Below are 23,431 nucleotides of genomic sequence, written 5' to 3' on the forward strand. Positions count from 1 at the left end.
CCGCGCGGGCGGCGCTCGGTCCCACATCCAGCACAAACCTCAAGCCAAACATCTCTCATTACAGACCAAGGGGTAAAAACCTCCCCCCCGGATGCAGTACAATCGCCCCCTTTTTCTTGGCAACGAGTCGAAGCCAATGATCGAACCCAAGCGCGTCCTGCGCGCCCTAGCCGAACACTGGGCCCTGATCGAGCCGCTGTGCGAGCGTTTCGACCAGGGCACCCTGAGCCTGGTCGAGCTGCGCCAGCACGTGGCCCGTCAGCAGGTCGAGAGCACCCCGCAGGACATCACCCAGCTGCTCGACGTATGGATCCGCCTGGATATCCTGGTCCCGGTGGCCAAAAGCCCGAACCGTTTCGAGCTCAACGCGCAGATCCACGACTTCCTCGCCTACCTGCGCCGCGAACACCGGCTGGGCCTGTGCCTGGAGATCGAAGCCTACCTGCGCCACCTGGAGCGCCTGGCCGGCCACATCCAGGATGCCTTCGACAACCGCGACAGCGACGACCTGGCGCGCCAGCTGCGCCTGCTCGACATGCGTGTGCGCGATGTACTGAAAAAGCTCGATAACGACGAGCAGGCGCTGGTGGCCGTGGCCGAGCGGGCCAAGACCAGCAACCGCCAGATCCCGCTGCGTCAGCGTTATGCTGAAGTCCTGGCCACCTGGGACGAATACGTCGAGCCGATGATCCAGCTGGTGAACGCCGACGGCGCCTTCGAACAAGGCGTGCGCAAGGTCGAGACCGTGCTGCTGAAGCTGCTGGGCGAACAGGCCCGCCTGGGCCACCTGGTCGACGACGACATGCTGCTGCGTACCCACGCGCGCATTCTGGAAATGCAGACCAGCGCCCAGCTCACCCTGCGCCATGCCCGCGAACTGCTGCTGCCGCTGCGTGAAGAAGCCCGCCGGCACAACGCCGTGACCCGTGGCGCTGCGCTGGCCCTGTCGGTGATCCGGCGCAAGGGCATCGATGCCGTGCCGCAAGCGGCCATGCCGATGTTCACCCGCCCGCAAAGCACCTTCCTGGGCAGCGCGAGCCAGGTCGAGGCCTATGTGTACGCCCTGGCCCGCTTCGAGCCCAAGCCGGCGCGCTTCCCCAAGGCCCACAAGACCCAGTCCGGCGCCCTGCCCCGCGCACCGCGCACGGTCAAAGAGATGGCCGAACGCTGCGAACAGGCCCTGCCGCTGCCCGACCTGATGGTCTGGCTGCTGGAGCAAGAACCCGAAGGCGCCACCGACGAGCTGCTGTACTGGTTCTCGCGCCTGTCGCGAGAAAAGCGCTTCAAGCGCGAACGCCTCGACCGCCGCGAATACACCACCCAGGAACACTTGGTCAGCCTGCGCTCGTTCGCCCTGACCTCCAGCCGCGAAGACGCCACCAGCGCGCCTACCGAACCCAACGCGAGCCCAGCCCATGCATCTTGATCTTTCCGAACTGTCCCAGCTCGCACCGATCTTCCGCGAGCTGTTCAAAGGCTTCCACGTCAGCCGCCGCGACCCGGAGCTGTACGCCCAGCTGTCGAACTTCCAGGACCAGTACCGCACCCTGTTCAAGGCCCTGGGCTTCGAGCTGGTGTGCGACACCCGTGGTTTCTACTACTTCGTGCCGGACATGACCGCCGCACAGGTGAACAAGACCGCACAGCGCCTGTCGCTGTTCACCTTCATTCTGGTCGAGCATCTGGCCGACCAGGGCCGCGACCCGATGGCCGTGCTCGATGGCGGCAGTATTGGCCGTGACGAGCTGCCCTCGCTGCTGGACAAGTACCGCGACCTGTTCCTGCAGGCCGAAGTGCAGACGGTGGACGAGCTGGAAGAAAAAATCCTGCGCCGCATGACCCAGCTTGGCTTTGCCCACGAAGAAGGCGGCATCTACCGCTTCTTGCCGCCGATGCACCGCTTCCTCGATGTGTGCCTGTCGGTGCAGCAGGACCGCGACCTGGCCGCCACCCTGCACAGCGACCTGCCGCTGCCCACCCCGGTGCTGGTCGAGGAAGAAAGCCCCGAAGAACTCAACCGCACCGACGATCCGCTGGACCTCAGCCCGTTCGACGGCGAGGAAAGCGAAGAGCAAGCCCTGGCCCGGGCCATCCGCGAAGAGCAACAGGAGATTGACGCATGAGCCAGGAACGCTACGGCATCCGCCGCTTCGCACTGCTCAACACCGCCGGCTACAGCCTTGGCCTGTTCCCGCTGGAACACCCGCTGTCGGTGTACGGCGCCAACAACCTGGGTAAATCGGCGTCGATCAACGCCCTGCAGTTCCCGATCCTGGCACGCATGTCGGACATGAGCTTCGGCAAGTACAGCCTGGAGCAGTCGCGCCGCTTCTACTTCGCCAGCGACACCTCGTACATTCTCTGCGAACTGAGCCTGCCGCACGGCCCGCACGTGATCGGCGTGGTCGGTCGCGGCCCGGGTGGCGGTTTCGGCCACCAGTTCTTTGCCTACAAGGGCGAACTGGACCTGGCCCACTACCAGAAGAACGACACCTGCCTGCGCCAGAAAGAGCTGTTCACCAACCTTGAACGCTTAGGGATCAAGGCTTACGAGCTGAAGCCGGATGAACTGCGCCGCCTGCTGGTTGGCGGCCACACCTCGGTGCCGCTGGACCTGACCATGATCCCGCTGCGCTCCACCAGCGAGCAAAGCCTGAAAACCTTCCGCGCACTGTTCATCAACCTGCTGCACATGCGCGAAATCACCGCAGCCAAGCTCAAGCAGCTGTTCCTCGATGCGTTCGAGCACAGCCTGCGTTCGGGCAGCGTCGACTACATCGCCGCCTGCGAGGAAGCGTTCCGCGACGTGCGCCGCATGGAGCAGGACTACAACGCCCTGGTCGCCGCCGGCCCGCTGGTCGAGGCCCTGGCCGGTGGTGTGGCCCAGCGCGACATCCTGCGCGGCAAACTGCACCGCATTTCGCCCGTACTCGACACCCTGCTGGGCACCTGGCAGGAATACGCCATGGCGCGCAAGGAAGAGCTGGTCATCCAGTCCGAGCACTACCGTGGCGAGCAGGATCGCCTGCAGAATGACCAGCGCGGCGGCACCCAGGAGCTGATGCGCCTGGAGCGTGAAATCACCGGCATCCAGCGCTGGCTGGGCGAGCTGTCGGTGCTCAAGCACCGCTTTGCCCTGGTCGATGACGTCAAGGTCCTGGAACAGCAACTGTTGGCAGCCAAGGACGCCCACGACGAACTGGCCGGCGCCCTGGCCCAGTCGCGGCAGTTCAGCGCCGAAGACCTCGACGAGCGCGTACGCGACCTGGAAAAACGCCTGAAACAGGTCAAGCAGCAGCTCGACCACGCCGACAACAACAGCTATGCCCGCCTGCGCGAAGAGTTCTCGCAAGCCGACGTCGACCGCCTGATGCGCCTGTTCAACGGCGCGCTGTTCAGCCTGCCGCTGGGCGACCGTGGCATCGAGCTGGACGACAGCGACCTGTGGGTAAAATCGCTGGAAGCGGTGCTCGACGGCTTCAAGGGCGAGCGCTTCGAAGCGCCGGGCCTGGCCATCGACCTGACCAACATCGACCCGCCGGCACTGCAGGCCCTGGCCGACCGTGCCGCCCTGCGCGACCAGAAGGAGCGCCTGGAAAAAGAGCTGAAACAGCTCAAGACCCAGCAAGCCGTAGCCGCCGACCGCTCCGCCTCCAAAGCGCAAACCGAAACCCTGTATCAGGAAGTGCTGGATGCGCAAAAGGCGCTGGAAGACTTCCGCCGCACTGAAACCCTCAGCGCCGAAGAGCCAGAGAAGCTGGAACAACTGTCGCAGCTGGAAGCTGCCCAGGACGAATTGAAGCGTTCCAGCGACGCCTTCACCGAGCGCGTCCAGCAGCTGTCGGCCAAGCTGCAGCTGGTCGGCCGCCAGATCGGCGACCTCGAGTCCAAGCAACGCACCCTGGAAGACGCCCTGCGCCGTCGTCAACTGCTGCCGGCCGACCTGCCCTACGGCACGCCGTTCATGGAAGCCATCGACGACTCGATGGACAACCTGCTGCCGCTGCTCAATGACTACCAGGACAGCTGGCAAGCCCTGCAGCGCGTGGATAACCAGATCGAGGCGCTGTACGCCCAGGTGCGCCTGAAAGGCGTGGCCAAGTTCGACAGCGAAGACGACATGGAACGCCGCCTGCAACTGCTGGTGAACGCCTACGCGCACCGCACCGACGAAGCCCTGACCCTGGCCAAGGCACGCCGCGCTGCAGTCACCGACATTGCCCGTACTCTGCGCAACATCCGCAGCGACTACGACAGCCTCGAGCACCAGCTGGCCCTGTTCAACCGCGAGATCAACAAGCGCCAGGTGTCCAACCTGGAAAGCTTCCGCGTGGTGCTGGCACCGAACAAGGAAGCGCTCAAGCACATCGACCAGATCATCCACAGTGCCGGCCAGTACGAAGAAGGCGAAACCCTGTCGGTGTTCGACCTGACCCAAAGCGCCGAGCAGGACAACAAGAACGAAGAGGCCAAGGAGTACCTGGCACGGCTGGTGGCGGCCAACCACAACCAGCTGGGCCTGAAGGACCTGTTCGAGCTGGCGTTCGAGATCACCAAGGTCAACGGCCAACCGGTCATCCACGCCGACATCGACGGCGCGGCGTCCAACGGCACCACCATGACCATCAAGGCGCTGACCAACATGTACCTGTTGCTGCACTTGATGGACCGTGACCTGGCCGGGCGCATTCGCCTGCCGTACTACCTGGATGAGGCAGCAGACATCGACGAACGCAACCAGGCAGCACTGCTGGAGACCAGCCTGCAGCTGGGCTTCGTGCCGATTCTGGCGAGTGTGAAGCCTCAGGTATCGGCGCGTGTGGCGATCGACCTGGAAGGCGGTAGCGGGCCGAATGGCATCTACATCGACGAGGCGGACTGGAAGTTCATCAGCCGGCTGGATGAGGTTAAGGCGGTTGTGCGTGAGGATCAGGCCGAAGAGTTGGCCTGAGGTAACCAGGGCCGCTTTGCGGCCCATCGCGACCTGCGATCGCTTCTACAGGGGTATCGCAATCTCCCGTAGGAGCGACCGCAGGTCGCGATAGGAGGCCGAAGGCCTCCCGGCGATCTACAAGGTTATCAATGCGCCCAAGGCAAGATCGGTATCGCGGTCACCGCATTCTGCGGGCTGCCTTCGATCATGCGGTCGCTGTACACCAGGTACACCAGCGTATTGCGCTTCTTGTCCAGGAAGCGCACCACCTGCATGGTCTTGAACACCAGCGAGGTGCGCTCCTTGAACACCTCCTCGCCGTCCTTCAACTCACCCTTGAAGTTGATCGGCCCGACCTGACGGCAGGCAATCGATGCCTCCGCCCGGTCCTCGGCCAGCCCCAACCCACCCTTCACACCGCCTGTCTTGGCCCGCGACAGGTAGCAGGTCACGCCCTCGACCTTGGGGTCGTCGAACGCCTCGACCACGATGCGGTCATTCGGCCCGAGGAACTTGAACACGGTGGACACCTGGCCGATTTCCTCGGCCCCGGCCAGCATTGGCAGCACCAGCGCTGCCACTCCGATCACCCGCTTGAACAGGCTCATACCAGCACCAGGTTGTCGCGGTGCACCAGCTCCGGCTCGGCGCTGTAGCCCAGCAGGCTTTCGATGGCATCGGACGGTTGGCCAATGATCTTCTGCGCTTCCAGGGCGCTGTAGTTGGCCAACCCGCGCGCCACCTCCAGACCGTCCGGGCCGACGCACACCACCATCTCGCCACGGCGGAAACTGCCCTGCACGGTCTTCACGCCAACCGGCAGCAAGCTCTTGTTGGCCTGGCGCAGCGCCTGCACGGCACCGGCATCCAGCACCAACGTCCCACGGGTTTGCAGGTGACCTGCCAGCCACTGTTTACGCGCAGCGAGCATGCCGCGCTCGGGCGACAGCAAGGTACCCAGGCGCTCACCCGCCTTGAGGCGGTCCAGCACGCGCTCGATGCGGCCACCGATGATGATGGTGTGGGCACCGGAACGGGCAGCCAGGCGCGCAGCGCGCAGCTTGGTCTGCATGCCGCCACGGCCCAGGGCACCACCGGTGCCACCGGCCACGGCGTCCAGCGACGGGTCGTCGGCGCGGGCTTCGTAAATCAGCTGGGCTTCAGGGTTGTTGCGCGGGTCGGCGTCGAACATGCCATCGCGGTCGGTGAGGATCACCAGCAGGTCGGCCTCGACCAGGTTGGCCACCAGCGCCGCCAAGGTGTCGTTGTCGCCGAAACGGATCTCGTCGGTGACCACGGTGTCGTTTTCGTTGATCACCGGCACCACGCCCAGGTCGACCAGCGTGCGCAGGGTGCTGCGGGCGTTCAGGTAACGCTTGCGGTCGGACAGGTCGTCATGGGTCAGCAGGATCTGGGCGGTGTGCTTGCCGTGCTCGCCGAAGCTCGACTCCCACGCCTGCACCAGGCGCATCTGGCCGAGCGAGGCAGCCGCCTGCAACTCGTTCATCGCGCTCGGTCGCGTGGTCCAGCCCAGCTGGCTCATGCCGGCAGCCACGGCCCCGGAGGACACCAGTACCAACTCCACGCCCGCCTCACGCAGCGCGACCATCTGCTCGACCCAAACGGCCATGGCGCCGCGGTCGAGGCCTTTGCCATCGGCGGTCAGCAGAGCACTGCCAATCTTCACGACCCAGCGCTTGGCGCCCGTCACCTTGCTTCGCATCTTCTTCCAACCTATGTCGAATCTGTAGATACCGTGGATACAAAAACGCCGCTCCAGAGAGCGGCGTTTAGTGTACTGCAACCGATCAGTCGCGCACGTAAATGATTTCCGGGCCGTCTTCGTCGTCCTCGAAATCATCGTCCCAACCGTCATCGTCGCCGATGTCGTGCACGCTCTTGACGCCGGTACGGCGCAGGGTACGCGCGTCGTCCAGGGCCTGCAGCTGGGCACGGGCTTCGTCTTCGATACGCTGGTCGAGGTCGGCCAGTTCTTCGGCGTAGGCCGGGTCGTTGGCCAGGCGGTCGGCGCGGTCTTCGAGGTAGCGCATCAGGTCGTGGCTGAGCTTTTCGGTGCCCTGCTTGGAGATGGCCGAAATCACGTAGACCGGGCCTTCCCATTGCAGGCGCTCGACCACTTCCTGAACGCGCGCATCGCGCTCGTCTTCCATGACCATGTCGGCCTTGTTCAGCACCAACCAGCGCTCACGCTCGGCCAGCGACGGGCTGAAGCGGGTCAGCTCGTTGACGATCACTTCGGCGGCATCGGCCGGGCTGCTTTCGTCCAGCGGCGCCATGTCGACCAGGTGCAGCAACACGCGGGTACGCGCCAGGTGCTTGAGGAAGCGGATACCCAGGCCGGCCCCCTCGGAGGCGCCTTCGATCAGGCCGGGGATGTCGGCGATGACGAAGCTCTTCCAACGGTCGACGCTGACCACACCCAGGTTCGGTACCAGGGTGGTGAACGGGTAGTCGGCCACTTTCGGCTTGGCTGCGGAAACCGAGCGAATGAAGGTGCTCTTGCCGGCGTTCGGCAGGCCCAGCAGGCCAACGTCGGCCAGCACTTTCATTTCCATCTTCAGGTCGCGCTGGTCACCTGGTTTGCCCGGGGTGGTCTGGCGCGGTGCACGGTTGGTGCTGGACTTGAAACGGGTGTTGCCCAAGCCGTGCCAGCCGCCTTGGGCGACCATCAGCTTCTGGCCCGGGGTCACCAGGTCACCGATCACTTCCTGGGTGGAAGCGTCGATCACGGTGGTGCCGACCGGCACACGCAGGAACAGGTCCTCGCCTTTCTTGCCAGTGCAGTCGGTGCTACCGCCGTTGGCGCCGCGCTGGGCCTCGTGGTGACGGGTGTAGCGATAGTCGACCAGGGTGTTGAGGTTTTCGTCGGCGACCATGTACACCGAGCCGCCGTCGCCACCGTCACCGCCGTTGGGGCCACCGTTCTCGATGAATTTTTCGCGACGGAAGCTCATGCAACCGTTGCCGCCGTCACCGGCCTTGACCCGAATGGATACTTCGTCAACAAACTTCATTAAAACCGCCTCTCGTCGGCAGACGAGCTGAATGACTCAAAAACATGAGGCTCTTGCAAAAATGAGCGCGGCGGCCCCGTACGACCGTAGAAACCAACGCCGGCAACCCAGACAAACAGCTTTGCAAGAGGCTCACCACAAACGAAAAAGCCCCGTCGCATGACGGGGCTTCTGGAGCGACGTCGCGATTAAGCGGCGACGATGCTCACGTAACGGCGCATGAACTCGCCTTTTTTCTCGAACTTGATCACGCCTTCGATCTTGGCGAACAAGGTGTGGTCCTTGCCCATGCCAACGCCGTAGCCAGCGTGGAATTCAGTGCCGCGCTGACGGACGATGATGTTGCCTGGCTTGATAACCTGGCCGCCATACATCTTCACGCCAAGGCGTTTAGATTCTGAGTCGCGACCGTTACGAGTACTACCACCAGCCTTCTTGTGAGCCATGGTTCAATTCTCCAAATAAATTCAGGGGATCTAGGGGATTAAGCCTGGATGCCGGTGATTTTGATCTCGGTGAACCACTGGCGGTGGCCCATACGCTTCATGTGGTGCTTACGACGACGGAACTTGATGATGCGAACCTTGTCGTGGCGGCCTTGCGAAACGACTTCGGCCACTACTTTAGCGCCAGCAACAACTGGAGCACCGATGGTGACTTCTTCACCGTTGGCGACCAGCAGAACGCGATCGAAGGTCACGGATTCGCCAGTGGCGACTTCCAGTTTTTCGATCTTGAGGAATTCACCTTCAGCGACTTTGTACTGCTTGCCGCCGGTAACGATTACTGCGTAAGACATGGTATTTCTCCGATAATCCTGCTCACCCAGCGCTTTATATGATGAGTATTGGCTGGCATGGCTGCATGGGGCTGGAACGGCCCGGTGCAATTGCGTAAGGCAGGTGCTGCCCAGGAAGTTAGGGTGCGCGATTGTACGCAACCCAGGTTTTGCTTGCAAGTGCCGCCCCCGGCCAGCTGGCACCGCGCCTTGACACACCGGGACCTGCGACCTAGCATGCCGCGCAACCTCACTGGAGCAGCCGATGCAACCCCAAACCTTCTACCGTGCGGTGGCTGATGATTTCAGCGCCGTCGACGAGATCATCAAGAAGCAGCTGACCTCGCGCGTGCCGCTGGTATCGAAGATCGGCGACTATATCACGTCCGCCGGTGGCAAGCGCCTGCGCCCCCTGCTGGTGCTGCTGTGCGGCAAAGCCCTGGGCCGCGAAGGCGACGACCTGCGCCTGCTGGCCGCCACCATCGAATTCCTGCACACCGCCACCTTGCTGCACGACGACGTGGTCGACATGTCCGGCATGCGCCGCGGCCGCTCCACCGCCAATGCCCTGTGGGGTAACGCGCCAAGCGTGCTGGTGGGCGACTTCCTTTATTCGCGCTCGTTCGAAATGATGGTCGAGCTTGGCTCGATGCCGGTCATGCAGATCCTGTCCAAGGCCACCCGCGTGATTGCCGAGGGTGAGGTGCTGCAGCTGTCGCGAGTACGCGATGCCAGCACCACCGAAGAAGTCTATATGGAAGTCATCCGCGGCAAGACCGCGATGCTCTTCGAAGCCTCGACCCACAGCGCTGCCGCGCTGGCCGAAGCGACAGACGAACAACGCGAAGCCCTGCGCACCTTCGGTGACCACCTGGGTGTGGCCTTCCAGCTGGTCGACGACCTGCTGGACTATAAAGGCGACTCGCAAACCCTGGGCAAGAACGTGGGTGACGACCTGGCTGAAGGCAAGCCTACCCTGCCGCTGATCTACACCATGCGCGAAGGCACTGCCGAACAGGCTGCACTGGTGCGCCAGGCGATCCAGAAAGGTGGCCTGGAGGACCTTGAGCAGATTCGCGTGGCCGTGGAGGAATCGGGGGCGCTTAAGTACACCGCAGAGCTGGCCCGTGATTACGTGAAGCGTGCCATCGAGTGCCTCGAAGTGCTGCCGGCCAGCGAGTATCGGGATGCGCTGGTTGAATTGAGCGAGTTTGCGGTCGCGCGTACTCACTGATAGACCGAGCCGTCTTCATTCGCGGGCAAACCCGCTTCTACAGGATTTGCGACTGTAGGAGCGGGTTTGCCCGCGGTGCTTTTGTCCGGACATAATCCCTTCTGGAAAAATACCTTTTACAATGCAGGCCTTTAACCGCCCGTCTGTTTGTTTGAGGAACCGAAGTGAGCACTCTGCCACCCTGCCCTAAATGCAACTCCGAATACACCTATGAGGATGGCACTCAGCTGATCTGCCCTGAATGCGCCCACGAATGGTCGGCCAGCGGCGATACCGAGGCGGCCAGCGACGAGGTGGTGAAAAAGGATTCGGTCGGCAACATCCTGCAGGACGGCGACACCGTCACCGTGATCAAGGACCTCAAGGTCAAGGGCTCGTCCCTGGTGGTCAAGGTCGGCACCAAGGTCAAGAACATCCGCCTGTGCGACGGCGACCACGACATCGACTGCAAAATCGACGGCATCGGCGCCATGAAGCTGAAGTCCGAGTTCGTGCGCAAAGTCTGATTACACAAAAATCTGCCAATTGGCGCTTGCTATTTAGATAATAAGAATTATTCTCATTGGGACTGCTATCCAAGGAGAATAGCCATGACTTATCTGATCGACGCCTGGCTGGACCGCCCTCACCCCTACCTGCGCATTCTTCATCGGGAAACCGGCGAAGTGTGCGCGGTGCTTGAAGAGGAAGCACTCGACGAGCTGCGTGACCAGGGAGACCTGGACATGAGCGGGCTGAATTCGAGTGAGCCGGGGGTGCTCAAGGAGCTGGTGCGGAATCTGTTTCTGTTCTGCTATGCGCGGGCGTTGCGCCCGGCGGGAACGGATTGGAACTGACAGGTCTGGCGAGGGCTTCGCCCTCGTTCGCGGCGCAAGGCCGCTCCTACAGGGGTACGCATATTCATGGGAAAATGCATACCCCTGTAGGAGCGGCCTTGTGCCGCGAATGGGCCGCAAAGCGGCCCCGAGGCATTACAGAACGTCGAGCAGCTCGACGTCGAACACCAGCACGCTGTGCGGCGGGATGCTGCCAACGCCTTGGGCGCCGTAAGCCAGCTCGCTCGGCACGTACAGGCGCCATTTGCTGCCTGCGTTCATCAGCTGCAGGGCTTCGGTCCAGCCCGCGATCACGCCGCCTACCGGGAATTCAGCCGGCTGACCACGGTCGTAGGAGCTGTCGAACACAGTGCCGTCGATCAGGGTGCCGTGGTAGTGCGTGCGCACGTTGTCTTCGCGGGTCGGCTTTGCGCCTTCACCGGCGGTCAGCACTTCGAACTGCAGGCCCGACGCCAGGGTGGTGATGCCTTCACGCTTGGCGTTCTCGACCAGGAATTCTTTGCCAGCAGCAGCAGCGGCTTCGGCCTTGGCTGCGGCTTCGGCTTGCATCACGTCACGGATGACCTTGAAGCTGGCCGACAGGTCGGCTTCGCTGACGCGGCTGTCGGCGCCATTGAAGGCATCGGTCAGGCCGGCCAGGATGGCCTCCAGGCTGACACCTGGTGGCGGGTTGTCGCGCAGCTGGCCGCCCAGCTGACGGCCGATGCCGTAGCTGACGCGGGTTTCGTCGGTGGACAGGTTGAGTTCGGACATTGTCGTGCTCCACTGCAGGGCGCAGTGCAGCCGCGCCCTTGATGAAAAGGGCGAGCAGCCTAGCACACTGGGGCGCTGCGAGCAGCTACCAGGCCGAACGCTGGGAAATCGGCACCTTCAGGTCTTCTTCCGGGTGCGTGCCCATGCCGCACATTTCATCTTGCACCGACCAGTGCACCAGGTTCATCGAAACCATGGGGATGGTTTGCAGCAACTTGCGCGCATCCTCCACCGAGTGCACACGCAAGCGCTCACCACGGGTGTCGGACAAGGGGTGGGCACGGCCTTTGACCCGGGCCTCAAGCAGGTAGTCACCGCCTTCGATGGCGATCAGGTTCAGTTCATCGACATGGCCAGCCCTGGCCTCGGTATTGAGCTGATGCAGGTTCATGAGAGCACCTCGCGACGGGAACCACGCATGAGAGCTCATTTTTTGTACAGGTCGGCTGAAAGCACAAGCCAGAAACAACACCGCCCGTCCGTTTTGCAACGGACGGGCGGTGCCAACAGCTATCTGGCTCAGTGCTTGGTCAGCTTGTCCAGGTAGCCCATGCAGAACGCCGACACCACGAAGGTCATGTGGATAATCACGTACCACATCAGGTAATCGGTGGAGATGTTCTGCGCATCCATGAACACCCGCAGCAGGTGAATGGATGAAATCGCCACGATCGAAGCAGCAACCTTCATCTTCAGCGACGAAGAGTCCATCTTGCCCAGCCAGTTGAGCTTCTCTTTGCTCTCGTCGATATCCAGTTGCGAAACGAAGTTCTCGTAGCCGGAAATCATCACCATCACCAGCAGGCCGCCCACCAGCGACATGTCGATCAGCGACAGGATCACCAGGATCAGGTCGGCTTCGCTCAGGGCGAAAACGTTGGGCAGGACGTGGACCACTTCCTGGAAGAATTTCAGCGCCAGGGCCAGCAGGCCGAGGGACAGGCCGAAGTAGATGGGTGCGAGCAGCCAGCGCGAGGCATACATCGCATTTTCGAGGATACGTTCCATGAAGTTCAGGACTCATCAGGTGACTAAAAAACGACGGCGAGTATAGCCAGCCACCTGTAACAGCAAAAGCCTGGGGCCGCAAAGCGGCCCCAGGCTCAATCAAGTCTCAGGATGAAACTGGTAATCCCCCAGGTTCCGGCACCGCTCGCCATTGATCTTGCGCAACTGCGCCTGCAGGTGCAGGCACCAGATCTGCGGGTCCTCGGCCACCTGGTACCCGTGCAAGGTCAGGCTGTCGACAATGGCATTGAGCACCGATTCGGCCACAAGCGGCCCATGGAAAGGCCCTTGAGCCTTTATCGCAGAGGGTTGTTCACCGGCCATGCCGGCGGCAAACAGCAGCGTCCACATGCCGTTTTCCCCAGCCAGTGGGCGGATGCTGCATTCGATGCGGGTCACCAGGCCCAGGCACTGGCGTGTGAGGCTGAGGTTGCGCATGGCCGCGTCCCCTCCAAAGAGCCTTGTTCAGCCTGTACCTCAGGCTGTTTCCATCCTGAACGCTGTACCGTCCTTAAGTTCCAGCATAGAAGAACCGTACAGAAAGATGGAAAACCGGCGCTGAACGGTAGCACATCGCCGCTAGCGCCGGTTTATTGACTCAAGCCGGTTTGGCCTGGGCAATCACCTCTTCCAGGCGTTCCTTTTCTGCCTTCTCGATTTCTTCCTCGCTGATCATTTCGGCGATTTCGCGCAGGCGTTCCACCACCCGGGCATTGACGCTGCCCTCGGTGAACTGGCCGTTGTCATCGAGCACTCCGGCCTCCTCGCCTACCAGCAGGCTCAGCGCCTCATCGGCCTGGCTGACCGCGTAGACGTGGAACATGCCGTTCTCCACCGCCTGAAGCACGCGCTCGTCGAGCATCAGGGTGGCAACGTTGGCACGCGGAATGATCACCCCCTGCTCACCGGTCAGGCCACGGGCCTCGCAAAGGCGGAAGAAGCCCTCGATCTTCTCGTTCACCCCACCCACTGCCTGCACTTCACCAAACTGGTTGATAGAGCCGGTGATGGCGAAGCACTGCTTGAGCGGCGTGCGCGACAAGGCCGAAATCAGCGTGCAGGCTTCGCCCAGCGAGGCGCTGTCACCGTCCACATAGCCGTACGACTGCTCCAGCGCGATGCTCGCGGAAATCGCCAGCGGGAACTCCTGGGCATAGCGGCTACCCAGGTAACCGGTCAGGATCATCACCCCCTTGGAGTGAATCGGCTGACCCAGGTTGACCTCGCGCTCGATGTCGACGATGCCGCTGCCGCCCGGGTACACGGTGGCCGAGATGCGCGCCGGCATACCGAACGCCGAGTCGCCCACTTCCAGCACGGTCAGGCCGTTGCACTTGCCAATGGCCGCGCCCTCGGTGTCGATCAGGATGATGCCGGCAAGCATGTCGTCCAGCACCCGCTGCGACACACGCCCGGTGCGGGTGGCCTTGGCCTTCAGCGCACGTTCGATGTGCCCGGCGTCGGTCATTTCGTCACTGGCCAACTGGCGGATGAAGTCGGCTTCGCTGACCAGTTGGAACAGGTCACCGATGCGTGCCGACAGGCGCGACTGGTTCTCTGCCAGGCGGGCGCTGTAGGTCGCCAGGCGCGCGACCGCGTCACTGGTCAACGGCGCCATGCCCTCTTCGTTGGTGCGGGTACGCAACAGCTGGGCGAATTGCTCCAGGTTCTCGTCGACCATGGGCATGTCTTCGTCGAAGTCCACCAACACCCGGAACATCTCCTGGAAGTCCGAGTCGTGGTCCTGCAAGGCGTAGTACAGCTGGCGCGAACCGATAATCACCAGCTTGACGTTGAGCGGAATCATCTGCGGCTGCAGGCTGACAGTGGCAACACGGCCCAGCTCACCGATCGGTGATTCCATCTTCAGCTTGCGCGACTGCAAGGAACGCTTGAGCGCATCCCAGACGAACGGCTCGCCCAGCATCTTCTCGGCTTCGAGAATCAGGAAACCGCCGTTGGCACGGTGCAACGCGCCCGGGCGCAGTTGGCGGTACGAGGTGTACAGCGCGCCTTGGTCGGTGCTGTATTCGATACGGCCAAACAAGTTGTCGTAGGTCGGGTGCGGCTCGAACACGACCGGCGCACCACCGGCAGCATGGTGGCCGACCACCAGGTTGGGGGCGTACTGCTCTTCGAGCAGCTTGCGCGCGGCAGCGTCGGTCTTGCTGTCGTCGACCAATTGCTCGACTACGGTGCGCAGCAGGTTCAGTTGCACCGACTGCAGGTAGGCGCACACTGCCGCGTTCTCGGCATACTTTTCCGACAACGGCGCCAGCAACGGTTGCAAGGCCAGGGTAATGGTTTCTTCATTCAGCTGGCGCAGCTGGTTGTTCGACTCACGCTTCCATTGCGGCAGGCTGGCCAGCTCTTCGTTCAACTGCTCTTCGAGCTGGGCAATGTCCTCATGGAACTGTTCGCGCACGTCTTCCGGCAACTGGGCGAACTCGGCTTCATCCAGCGCCTTGCCGTCTGCCATCGGGGTGAAGGCAACGTTGCTGGCATCGCGGTACAACGCTACGTCCTTTTCCAGCGAGGCGCGCTCGATCACATCCAGGGCACGGTCATAACGCTGGTTGAAGGCACGGTCGATGGCGCCCTTCTTCTGCTGGTACGACGGGTGTTCGAACACGGCCGGAAAGGTCGCCAGCAGGTTGTCGATCAGCCCGCCCATGTCGGCAATGAACGCTCCGGCGCTGCCGGATGGCAATTCCAGCGCACGCGGTTCACGGGTGTCGTCGAAGTGGTTGACGTAGACCCAGTCAGCCGGGGTCTGCTGGCGCTTGCCCTCGGCCTTGAGGTAGCGCTTGACGAACGAGAAGCGGCCGGTACCCGGCTCGCCCATGACGTACACGTTGTAACCGGGGCGTGGCATGGCCACACCAAACTGCAGGGCCTCGACAGCACGCTCCTGGCCCAGGACTCCGCGAAACGGCTCCAGATCGTCGGTATTGGTAAAGGCAAACTGCTCGGGTGAGAAACGCCGGGTCAGGGCTTCAGGCGCGAGACGCAGGCGCGCAGCGACAGGATCGGGCATTGGGTTTCCTTACTTCGGCGGGGCAGATACGCAGCATTCTGGCGCTGCCTGCGCGCGCCTTGCAAGGCTCTGCGGGACTTTATGTCGCAGCCCATGCACGTCATGTGACAGCAAATTTTTCGCAATCAACAACGCAACCTTTAGATCGTGCCTAAACTCCAAGCTGCGCGGGTGGGTGAAATGCTTTCCCGACCTGGCAACCGAGTTGCCAGAAACCCTGACCCTTGGTTAAGACAAAGAGAACAAATGCTATGAAACGGATTCTTCTGGGTACTCTGTTCACCGTGGTCTCGCTGAACGCCATGGCCGAAGCGCCAGGCGGCCCGAACTGCGGTTGGGGCAACATGCTGTTCGAAGGCCAGCGCGGCACGCCGGCACACTTCCTGGCCTCCACCACCAACGGCACCTCCGGTAACGCCACATTTGGCATGACCTCCGGCACCAACGGCTGCTCCACCAAAGCCTCGCTGACCTACGGCGGCAAGTCGTGGTTCGCCATGAACGGCATGATGAACGAGCTTTCCGAAGACATGGCCATGGGCCAGGGCGAAGCACTGACCACCTATGCCGTGGTCCTCGGTGTGGCCCCGGAAGACCGCAGCTACTTCCAGTCGGTCGCCCACCAGCACTTCAACCAGATTTTCACCAGCGCCGACGTCACTGCTGAAACTGTCCACAGCAACACCCTGGCCGTTCTGAAGAACGACCCACGCCTGGCCAAATACGCTACCGAGGCCTAAGCCCAGCTGCTCCCGCCCCACCCGGGGCGGGTTTCGCCTTTTTCGGCATCGTCAAGAAGTAGTTGCCCGATATGCTCAAACGCCTCGCTGCCCTGGCGCTGTGTGCCTGCGCCCCTGTTCATGCCGCGCCCGTACTGGATCAAGGCCGTCTCCAGCAACTGGCCAACACCCCTTACTGGATTGCCCTGGGCCATTACGAAACCGCCAAGCTCGGGGGCTGGCGCAGCTATGTGGACGACGATGCGTTCTTCCTCGCCAAGGACGGCGCACACCACCCCGACCAGGAGCTGCAAGCCACGGTCGATGCGCTGTATGCCCCGGCCAGCCTCGGCGACAAGCATGCCCAGTGTGTATTCCCAGCACGCACCCGCTGGCTACGTGAACAGCTTGGCCTGCAGGGCCTGCCGCAACCGGATTGCCAGGAATTCAAGACCTGGTACCAGTCGATCGACCCGCACAGCGCCGCGTTGATTTTCCCGGCGGCCTACCTGAACAGCCCATCGTCCATGTTCGGCCACACCCTGCTGCGCATCGACCAGTCCAACACCCGCAGCGACGACACCACGCTGCTGAGCTATGCGATCAACTTCGGTGCCTACATCGAAGGCAGCGACAACAGCATCCTGTACGCCTGGAAGGGCCTGATGGGCGGCTACCCGGGGCTGTTCGCGCTAATGCCCTACCAGGAAAAACTGTCCGAATACCGCAGCCTGGAAAACCGCGACCTGTGGGAGTACCAGCTGGACCTCACCCCCGAAGAAACCGGGCGCATGGTCGAACATGTGTGGGAGTTGAAGCAGATCCAGTTCGACTACTTCTTCTTCGACGAAAACTGCTCGTACCGCCTGCTGGAGCTGCTGCAAGTGGCCCGACCGAGCCTGGACCTGACCTCGCAGTTCCCGTTGACCGCCATCCCGACCGATACTGTGAAGGCCGTGAAGCAGTCCGGCCTGGTCGCCAGCGAGACATACCGCCCTTCTCGCGAACGTGAATTGCTGGCCCGCGCCGAGCCACTGGACCACGACGAAAAGCAGCAGGTGCTGGCCGTGAGTGCCGACACCGCACAATTGCAGAGCCCCGAATTCAAGGCCCTGCCCCGCGAACGGCAAGCGCTCGTGCAAGACGCCGCGTACCGCCTGGAGCGTTACCGGGCCAATGGCCAGGAGCGCGACCCTGGGCAGGCGAAGCGCAGCTTCGAGCTGCTGCGGGCGATCAACAGCAACCCGCCGCCACCCTTGCAGATCGAACGCCCCGGCTTACCCGAGGATGGCCACGATTCACGCACCTGGCAGCTGGGAGTGGGCACCCGCGAAGACCGCGCCTACGCCGAGTATGGGCTGCGCATGGCCTATCACGACCTCAACGACAACGCCTACGGTTTCCCGCTGGGTGCCCAAATCGAGATCCTGCAGTTGAAAGTGCGCCAGTACGAAGGCAACGACTGGCAAGTGCAGCGCCTTGACCTGGCCACCATCCGCTCGCTGACGCCGCGCAACGCGTTGCTCAAGCCCTGGTCATGGCAAGTGGCTGGCGGGCTGGAGCGCGTACCCGGCAAGCACGATGACGAAGTGCTGGTCAGCCATGTGAATGGTGGCGCCGGGGGTACCTGGCAGTTGGCCGACGGGTTGCTGGGCTTTGCCCTGGGGACCGTGCGGGTCGAGCATCACAACGATTTTTCCCAGTTCATCGCCCCTGCGGCGGGGTTCAATGGCGGCCTGCTGTGGCGCAACGGGCTGGGCAACATGACACTGGAGGCCAAGGGCGACTACTTCACCAATGGTGAAGTACGGCGCAGTGTGAGCCTGAACCAGCAGTGGGAGATCAGCCAGAATTTGGGCGTGCGGTTAAGTGCATCGCGCGCGTTCAGCCACCTGGCGACGGCGCAGAATGAGGTGATGCTGGAGCTGAAGTGGTATCACTACTAGTGACCCAATCGACTCTTTGACACCGTTTTGACAGCTCCCCGACAAATCGCCACCTAGACTTTCCATTATCAATTGGAGGGCTGGGTGGTTATGTCGCGGTACTGGTTCGGCGTGTGCATGGCGTTGTTGCTGTCAGGTTGCGAAACCACCCACGAGCAGATGGTCAACCGTGGTTATCCGCCTGCCTACGCCGATGGCTTTCAGGACGGCTGCAGCAGCGGCCGCCAGGCCGCCGGGCTGATGGTGGGCAACTTCCGCAAGGACGTGCCGCGCTACCTGCACGAACGTCAGTATGAAACCGGCTGGGACGACGGCTTTCGCCAGTGCCACGCCATGCAGAACAGCGAAGAACAGCGCGAGTACCATGAGCGTTTCTGGGACCAGCGCGACCGCGACTGGGAGCAGGAAAAAGACCGCGACGCGGCACGCGCCTATCGCCACAACTGAGTCGCAAACGGACATCCCTTGAAACCGGCGGCCTGCCATGCTGGTCTTCAGCACAAGGAGGCCCAGCATGAGCCGAGCATTCGTCAACGAAGACCAGGCTGCCGACCAGGCCGACCCGCCCGTCGAGCGCCGCGTCAGCGAACAACCCAACTACGTCACTGCCAACGGCCTGCGCCTTTTACAGGCGCGCCTGGCCGAACTGAATGCCCTGCGCAGCGAACTGCAGGCGCAGGGTGAGCGTGCCGACAAACAGCGCATGGCCGAGACCGAGCGGGACCTGCGTTATTTCACTGCGCGGGTGCAGAGTGCCCAGGTGGTGCCGGCAGCGACTTCACGCAGCAAGGTGCAGATTGGTAGCCGGGTGCGGTTTGTGGATGCCCAGGATCAGGAGCAGGTGGTGCAGCTGGTGGGCGAGGATGAAGCGGATGCCGGCCGGGGCTTGATTAATTGGGGCTCACCGTTGGGGCGGGCGTTGCTGGGCGCAGGGCCTGGGGATGAGGTGGTTTGGCGGCGGCCGGTGGGGGATCAGGAAATCGAGATTATCGAGATTAGTGGTTGAAAAACCTGGGGCCGTGTTGCGGCCCCAGGTGATCTCGAATCAGACCACGCCTTGAGCCAGCATCGCATCGGCCACTTTCACGAAGCCTGCGATATTCGCACCTTTGACGTAGTTGATACGGCCATCCGCCTCTTCACCGTAGTGCACGCACGCATGGTGAATCGACTGCATGATGTTGTGCAGCTTGCTGTCCACTTCACCGGCAGTCCACAGCAGGCGCATGGCGTTCTGCGACATTTCCAGGCCCGACACGGCCACGCCGCCGGCGTTGGAGGCCTTGCCCGGGGCGTACAGAATGCCTGCGTCCAGGAAGATATCCACAGCCTCAAGGGTGGTCGGCATGTTGGCGCCTTCGGCCACGCAGATACAGCCGTTGCGCAGCAGGGTGCGGGCGTCTTCGGCGCCCAGTTCATTCTGCGTGGCGCACGGCAGGGCGATGTCGCACGGCAGGCTCCACGGGGTCTGGCCCTTGCGGAACTCCAGGCCGAACTGCCCGGCCAGCTCGCTGATGCGGCCACGCTTGAGGTTTTTCAGTTCCATCACCGCATCCCACTGGGCGTCGGTCAGGCCAGCTTCGGCGTACAGGGTGCCTTCGGAGTCGGACAGCGAGATCACCTTGCCGCCCAGGTCCATGACTTTGCGCGCCGCATACTGGGCCACGTTGCCCGAGCCGGAAATCGCCACGCGGCAGCCATCGATACGCTTGTCCTGGCGCTTGAGCATTTCTTCAGCGAAGTACACGCAGCCATAACCGGTGGCTTCGGGGCGGATCAGGCTGCCGCCGTAGGTCATGCCCTTGCCGGTCAGCACCGAGGTGAACTGGTTGGCCAGGCGCTTGTACTGGCCAAACATGAAGCCGATTTCGCGGGCACCCACGCCGATGTCACCGGCCGGTACGTCGCAGTCAGCACCGATGTGGCGGTACAGCTCGCTCATGAACGCCTGGCAGAAGCGCATCACTTCGGCGTCGCTCTTGCCTTTCGGGTCGAAGTCCGAGCCACCTTTGCCGCCACCCATGGGCAGCGAGGTCAGCGAGTTCTTGAACACCTGCTCGAAGGCCAGGAACTTCAGCACGCTGAGGTTCACCGACGGGTGGAAGCGCAGGCCGCCCTTGTACGGGCCGATGGCGCTGCTCATCTGGATGCGGTAGCCGCGGTTGACCTGCACCTTGCCCTGGTCATCGACCCAGGAAACGCGGAACAGCACAGCACGCTCCGGCTCGACCATACGTTCGAGGATGCCGGATTGCAGGTAATGTGGATTGGCTTCAAGGAATGGCCACAGGGTGCGCAGCACCTCTTCCACCGCCTGGTGGAACTCGGGTTGGCCTGGGTCACGCTGTTGCAGGCGTGCAAGGAAATTGTCGACAGATTCGATCATGGTAGACATCTCACCGAAGGGTTTGGACTTATTGGTTTTTTCAGGAATGTACCAAGAAGCAATCGCACTGGAATAGGGCGCGATGTCGTTTTTTTGAAATTATTTGGTGCGTTTTATGTAAGTGTATACAAAATGCTTGCCGAAACAGCCGTTTTCAAGGTTCACCAAGGCACAAAAATGGGGCTCCGTAGAGCCCCATCCTTGTGCATCTCAACCCGGCTTACTGGGCCAGTTTTTTGTGCCGTACACGGTGCGGCTGGGCAGCAGCATCGCCCAGGCGCTTTTTGCGGTCGGCTTCGTACTCGGTGTAGTTACCCTCGAAGAACACCACGTTCGAGTCGTCTTCGTACGCCAGGATGTGGGTAGCCACACGGTCCAGGAACCAACGGTCGTGGGAAATCACGATCGCGGCGCCCGGGAAGTCCAGCAGGGCTTCTTCCAGCGAACGCAGGGTTTCAACGTCCAGGTCGTTGGACGGTTCGTCGAGCAGCAGGACGTTGCCGCCCTCCTTCAGGGTCAGCGCCAGGTGCAGGCGGCCACGCTCACCACCGGACAGGTCCTTGACGAACTTCTGCTGGTCGCCCCCCTTGAAGTTGAAGCGGCCAACGTAGGTACGCGACGGGATCTCGTAGTTGCCGATGCGGATCATGTCGGAACCGTCGGAAATCTGCTGGAACACGGTCTTGGCGCCGTCCAGGTCTTCGCGGCTCTGGTCCACGCAGGCCAGTTGCACGGTTTCACCGATCTCGATGCTGCCCGAGTCCGGCTGTTCCTTGCCCATCAGCATGCGGAACAGGGTCGACTTACCGGCACCGTTACCACCGATAACGCCGACGATAGCGCCTTTTGGCATGGCGAACGACAGGTTGTCGATCAGCACGCGGTCGCCGTAGCCTTTGGTGACGTTCTTGAACTCGATGACCTTGTCGCCCAGGCGCGGGCCAGCCGGGATGTAGATCTCGTTGGTTTCGCTACGCTTCTGGAATTCCTGCGACTGCATTTCTTCAAAGCGCTGCAAACGGGCCTTGGATTTGGACTGGCGAGCCTTGGCGCCTTTGCGCACCCACTCCAGTTCCTCTTTCATGGCCTTTTCGTGGGCGCTCTGCTGCTTGGATTCCTGCGCCAGACGGTCCGACTTGGCTTCCAGCCAGCCCGAGTAGTTGCCTTCGTACGGGATGCCGGCGCCGCGGTCCAGTTCCAGGATCCAGCCGGCGACGTTGTCGAGGAAGTAACGGTCGTGGGTAATCGCAACCACGGTGCCCGGGAAGTCGTGCAGGAAGCGCTCCAGCCAGGCCACCGAATCGGCATCCAGGTGGTTGGTGGGTTCGTCGAGCAGCAGCATGTCGGGGGCCGACAGCAGCAGGCGGCACAGGGCCACACGGCGCTTCTCGCCACCGGACAGGTGCTCGATGCGGGCATCCCAGGCTGGCAGGCGCAGAGCATCGGCGGCGACGTCCAGCTGGCGCTCCAGGTTGTGGCCATCGGCGGCTTGCAGAATGGCTTCCAGCTTGGCCTGTTCGGCAGCCAGCTTGTCGAAGTCGGCATCCGGTTCGGCGTAGGCGGCGTAGACCTCGTCCAGGCGCGCCTGGGCGTCCTTGATCACGCTGACGGCTTCCTCGACCACTTCGCGAACGGACTTGTTAGGGTCCAGTTGCGGTTCCTGCGGCAGGTAGCCTACGTTGATGTCGGGCATCGGACGGGCTTCGCCGTCGAATTCCTTGTCGACGCCCGCCATGATCCGCAGCAGGGTCGATTTACCGGCGCCGTTCAGGCCGAGCACGCCAATCTTGGCGCCCGGGAAGAACGACAGGGAAATGTTCTTGAGAATTTCCCGCTTCGGCGGCACGACCTTGCTCAGCCGATGCATGGTGTAGACGTATTGAGCCAAAACCAAGCCCTCTAATCAGATAGGTAAAGACATCGACGATCGCCCCGGCGCGCTGGCCAGGGAGATGTGTGTTTGGGTGTCGTTGAACAAAGTCGACCATTCTACGCCAACGCACGGCGTTGCATAGGAGGGGGCGATGGTGGCTGGGATCGGAGTGATCCCTGGGAGAAACGTATTGCCTGTGCTGGCCCCTTCTCGGCTTTAGCCGCGAAAGGGCCGGCACAGCAGCCGAAAATGGCTCAGACGTGACGCTGTGGGGCCTTGCCACGCGGCAACCGACAACGGTCACCCTGCTCGGCCAGGCGCGCAGCCCAGGCAGACTTCACGCTGAAGCCACCGCTGCGGGCAGGCTGCTGCTCGGCAACCTTGGCGGGTTTGGCGGCCGCAGGCGCCGTGCTGACCACCTTGGCTGCCGGCTTGTTGGCCGCAGCAACTGCAACTGCCGGCTCTGCTGCCGCCTTGGCGGTCTTGCGCAGTTCAGCCAGCGATGGGGCCTTGCTTTTGGCGGCGTTGGCCGCCTCGGGTTTGCTCAGCGAACGCTGGCAAGACTTGCAGGATACGTCCTCGGTCACGGCAGTGCTGACAAGGGTCTGACTGCTGCGCCCACAGGCGGAATCGAGGCCATTGGAGGAAAAGTGAGTAACCAAAACCGAACATCTCCGATGCGTTGTCATGTGAAGCGGGCGCTATTCTCGCACAGGTTGCAGGGGCTTGCCGAACCACCCGGCAGGCACCATCGGTCAACATGACTGGCACTTTGCCATAATCCTAGGCATGCTAGCCGGTTTCAGGTGTCCAGCCTTATAGTGCGCCACCGCGTTGCGCCAGCCAGGTACCGGCACACACCGTGCATGATCCTTCCCTGCCATCGCCAGCCC

The 23,431-nt window shown here is 62.5% G+C and carries 23 protein-coding genes; 10 read left to right on the forward strand and 13 right to left on the reverse strand.

Features of this window, described 5'->3' with window-relative positions; translation table 11 throughout:
* Positions 1-136: 136 nt before the first annotated feature.
* The 3 genes from mksB to mksF are packed head-to-tail and all read left to right on the forward strand — an operon-like array spanning position 137 to position 4,951.
* Positions 137-1,426 carry an Mks condensin complex protein MksB gene (gene mksB / locus D906_RS24445; RefSeq protein WP_016713342.1) on the forward strand — a complete coding sequence of 430 codons (1,290 nt, stop codon included), beginning with the start codon at positions 137-139 and terminating at the stop codon, positions 1,424-1,426.
* On the forward strand, positions 1,416-2,123 hold the full coding sequence (mksE, locus tag D906_RS24450; RefSeq protein WP_016713343.1) for an Mks condensin complex protein MksE: 708 nt from the start codon (positions 1,416-1,418) through the stop codon (positions 2,121-2,123). Before mksB ends, mksE begins: the two co-directional genes overlap by 11 nt.
* Positions 2,120-4,951 carry an Mks condensin complex protein MksF gene (mksF, locus tag D906_RS24455; protein WP_016713344.1) on the forward strand — a complete coding sequence of 944 codons (2,832 nt, stop codon included), beginning with the start codon at positions 2,120-2,122 and terminating at the stop codon, positions 4,949-4,951. The genes mksE and mksF overlap by 4 nt, the downstream gene beginning before the upstream one ends.
* Before the next feature lie 128 nt (positions 4,952-5,079).
* On the opposite strand, the gene D906_RS24460 is transcribed toward mksF, so the two are convergent.
* The 5 genes from D906_RS24460 to rplU all read right to left on the reverse strand — a co-directional run bounded on the left by D906_RS24460 (position 5,080) and on the right by rplU (position 8,767).
* Positions 5,080-5,541: a CreA family protein gene (locus tag D906_RS24460; RefSeq protein WP_019096697.1), complete on the reverse strand. Its 462-nt coding sequence runs from the start codon at positions 5,539-5,541 to the stop codon at positions 5,080-5,082.
* On the reverse strand, positions 5,538-6,656 hold the full coding sequence (gene proB / locus D906_RS24465; protein ID WP_025754691.1) for a glutamate 5-kinase: 1,119 nt from the start codon (positions 6,654-6,656) through the stop codon (positions 5,538-5,540). Before proB ends, D906_RS24460 begins: the two co-directional genes overlap by 4 nt.
* 85 nt (positions 6,657-6,741) lie before the next feature.
* Positions 6,742-7,968, reverse strand: coding sequence for an Obg family GTPase CgtA (gene cgtA, locus D906_RS24470; protein WP_016713347.1), 1,227 nt, complete (start codon positions 7,966-7,968; stop codon positions 6,742-6,744).
* A gap of 188 nt (positions 7,969-8,156) precedes the next feature.
* Positions 8,157-8,414 carry a 50S ribosomal protein L27 gene (rpmA, locus tag D906_RS24475; protein WP_003247464.1) on the reverse strand — a complete coding sequence of 86 codons (258 nt, stop codon included), beginning with the start codon at positions 8,412-8,414 and terminating at the stop codon, positions 8,157-8,159.
* Between the two features lie 38 nt (positions 8,415-8,452).
* Complete coding sequence (rplU, locus tag D906_RS24480; RefSeq protein WP_003247466.1) at positions 8,453-8,767, reverse strand: 50S ribosomal protein L21; 315 nt, start codon at positions 8,765-8,767, stop codon at positions 8,453-8,455.
* Positions 8,768-9,011: 244 nt separating this feature from the next.
* Here rplU and D906_RS24485 point away from each other — a divergent pair, with 244 nt between their 5' ends.
* From D906_RS24485 to D906_RS24495, 3 genes are all read left to right on the forward strand, one after another.
* Positions 9,012-9,980, forward strand: coding sequence for a polyprenyl synthetase family protein (locus tag D906_RS24485; RefSeq protein ID WP_016713348.1), 969 nt, complete (start codon positions 9,012-9,014; stop codon positions 9,978-9,980).
* Positions 9,981-10,144: 164 nt separating this feature from the next.
* A complete protein-coding gene (locus D906_RS24490; protein ID WP_016713349.1) occupies positions 10,145-10,486 on the forward strand; it encodes a zinc ribbon domain-containing protein YjdM in 342 nt (113 codons plus the stop codon).
* Between the two features lie 84 nt (positions 10,487-10,570).
* A complete protein-coding gene (locus D906_RS24495) occupies positions 10,571-10,816 on the forward strand; it encodes a hypothetical protein (protein ID WP_016713350.1) in 246 nt (81 codons plus the stop codon).
* Positions 10,817-10,951: 135 nt separating this feature from the next.
* Here the strand turns inward: D906_RS24495 and D906_RS24500 are convergent, their stop codons facing one another.
* From D906_RS24500 to D906_RS24520, 5 genes are all read right to left on the reverse strand, one after another.
* A complete protein-coding gene (locus D906_RS24500) occupies positions 10,952-11,569 on the reverse strand; it encodes an FKBP-type peptidyl-prolyl cis-trans isomerase (protein WP_016713351.1) in 618 nt (205 codons plus the stop codon).
* A gap of 85 nt (positions 11,570-11,654) precedes the next feature.
* A complete protein-coding gene (locus tag D906_RS24505) occupies positions 11,655-11,960 on the reverse strand; it encodes a DUF6482 family protein (RefSeq protein WP_016713352.1) in 306 nt (101 codons plus the stop codon).
* Between the two features lie 128 nt (positions 11,961-12,088).
* On the reverse strand, positions 12,089-12,577 hold the full coding sequence (locus tag D906_RS24510; RefSeq protein ID WP_003247486.1) for a TIGR00645 family protein: 489 nt from the start codon (positions 12,575-12,577) through the stop codon (positions 12,089-12,091).
* A gap of 99 nt (positions 12,578-12,676) precedes the next feature.
* Complete coding sequence (locus D906_RS24515; protein WP_019099373.1) at positions 12,677-13,015, reverse strand: hypothetical protein; 339 nt, start codon at positions 13,013-13,015, stop codon at positions 12,677-12,679.
* Between the two features lie 160 nt (positions 13,016-13,175).
* Positions 13,176-15,614, reverse strand: coding sequence for a Lon protease family protein (locus D906_RS24520; protein ID WP_019099374.1), 2,439 nt, complete (start codon positions 15,612-15,614; stop codon positions 13,176-13,178).
* A gap of 251 nt (positions 15,615-15,865) precedes the next feature.
* On the opposite strand from D906_RS24520, the gene D906_RS24525 reads away from it, so the two are divergent.
* The 4 genes from D906_RS24525 (at position 15,866) to D906_RS24540 (ending at position 19,285) form a co-directional block, all read left to right on the forward strand.
* Positions 15,866-16,354, forward strand: coding sequence for a DUF3015 domain-containing protein (locus D906_RS24525; RefSeq protein WP_016713355.1), 489 nt, complete (start codon positions 15,866-15,868; stop codon positions 16,352-16,354).
* Positions 16,355-16,425: 71 nt separating this feature from the next.
* A complete protein-coding gene (locus D906_RS24530) occupies positions 16,426-18,279 on the forward strand; it encodes a DUF4105 domain-containing protein (protein ID WP_019099375.1) in 1,854 nt (617 codons plus the stop codon).
* A gap of 90 nt (positions 18,280-18,369) precedes the next feature.
* Entirely contained in the window at positions 18,370-18,726 is a 357-nt protein-coding gene (locus tag D906_RS24535) for a hypothetical protein (protein ID WP_025754694.1), read from the forward strand.
* A 67-nt stretch (positions 18,727-18,793) separates the two neighbouring features.
* On the forward strand, positions 18,794-19,285 hold the full coding sequence (locus tag D906_RS24540; RefSeq protein ID WP_019099377.1) for a GreA/GreB family elongation factor: 492 nt from the start codon (positions 18,794-18,796) through the stop codon (positions 19,283-19,285).
* 39 nt (positions 19,286-19,324) lie between these two features.
* Here D906_RS24540 and gdhA read toward each other — a convergent pair whose 3' ends face one another.
* From gdhA to D906_RS24555, 3 genes are all read right to left on the reverse strand, one after another.
* Positions 19,325-20,665 (reverse strand): NADP-specific glutamate dehydrogenase, encoded by a 1,341-nt coding sequence (gene gdhA, locus D906_RS24545; RefSeq protein ID WP_019099378.1) that lies wholly within the window; start codon positions 20,663-20,665, stop codon positions 19,325-19,327.
* A 220-nt stretch (positions 20,666-20,885) separates the two neighbouring features.
* Positions 20,886-22,553: an energy-dependent translational throttle protein EttA gene (ettA, locus tag D906_RS24550; RefSeq protein WP_025754696.1), complete on the reverse strand. Its 1,668-nt coding sequence runs from the start codon at positions 22,551-22,553 to the stop codon at positions 20,886-20,888.
* Positions 22,554-22,792: 239 nt separating this feature from the next.
* Positions 22,793-23,200, reverse strand: a complete 408-nt coding sequence (locus D906_RS24555; RefSeq protein WP_025754697.1) for a hypothetical protein — start codon at positions 23,198-23,200, stop codon at positions 22,793-22,795.
* Positions 23,201-23,431: the final 231 nt, after the last annotated feature.

This window comes from Pseudomonas sp. LAIL14HWK12:I1, from assembly GCF_003202095.1.
GTDB lineage: Bacteria > Pseudomonadota > Gammaproteobacteria > Pseudomonadales > Pseudomonadaceae > Aquipseudomonas > Aquipseudomonas monteilii.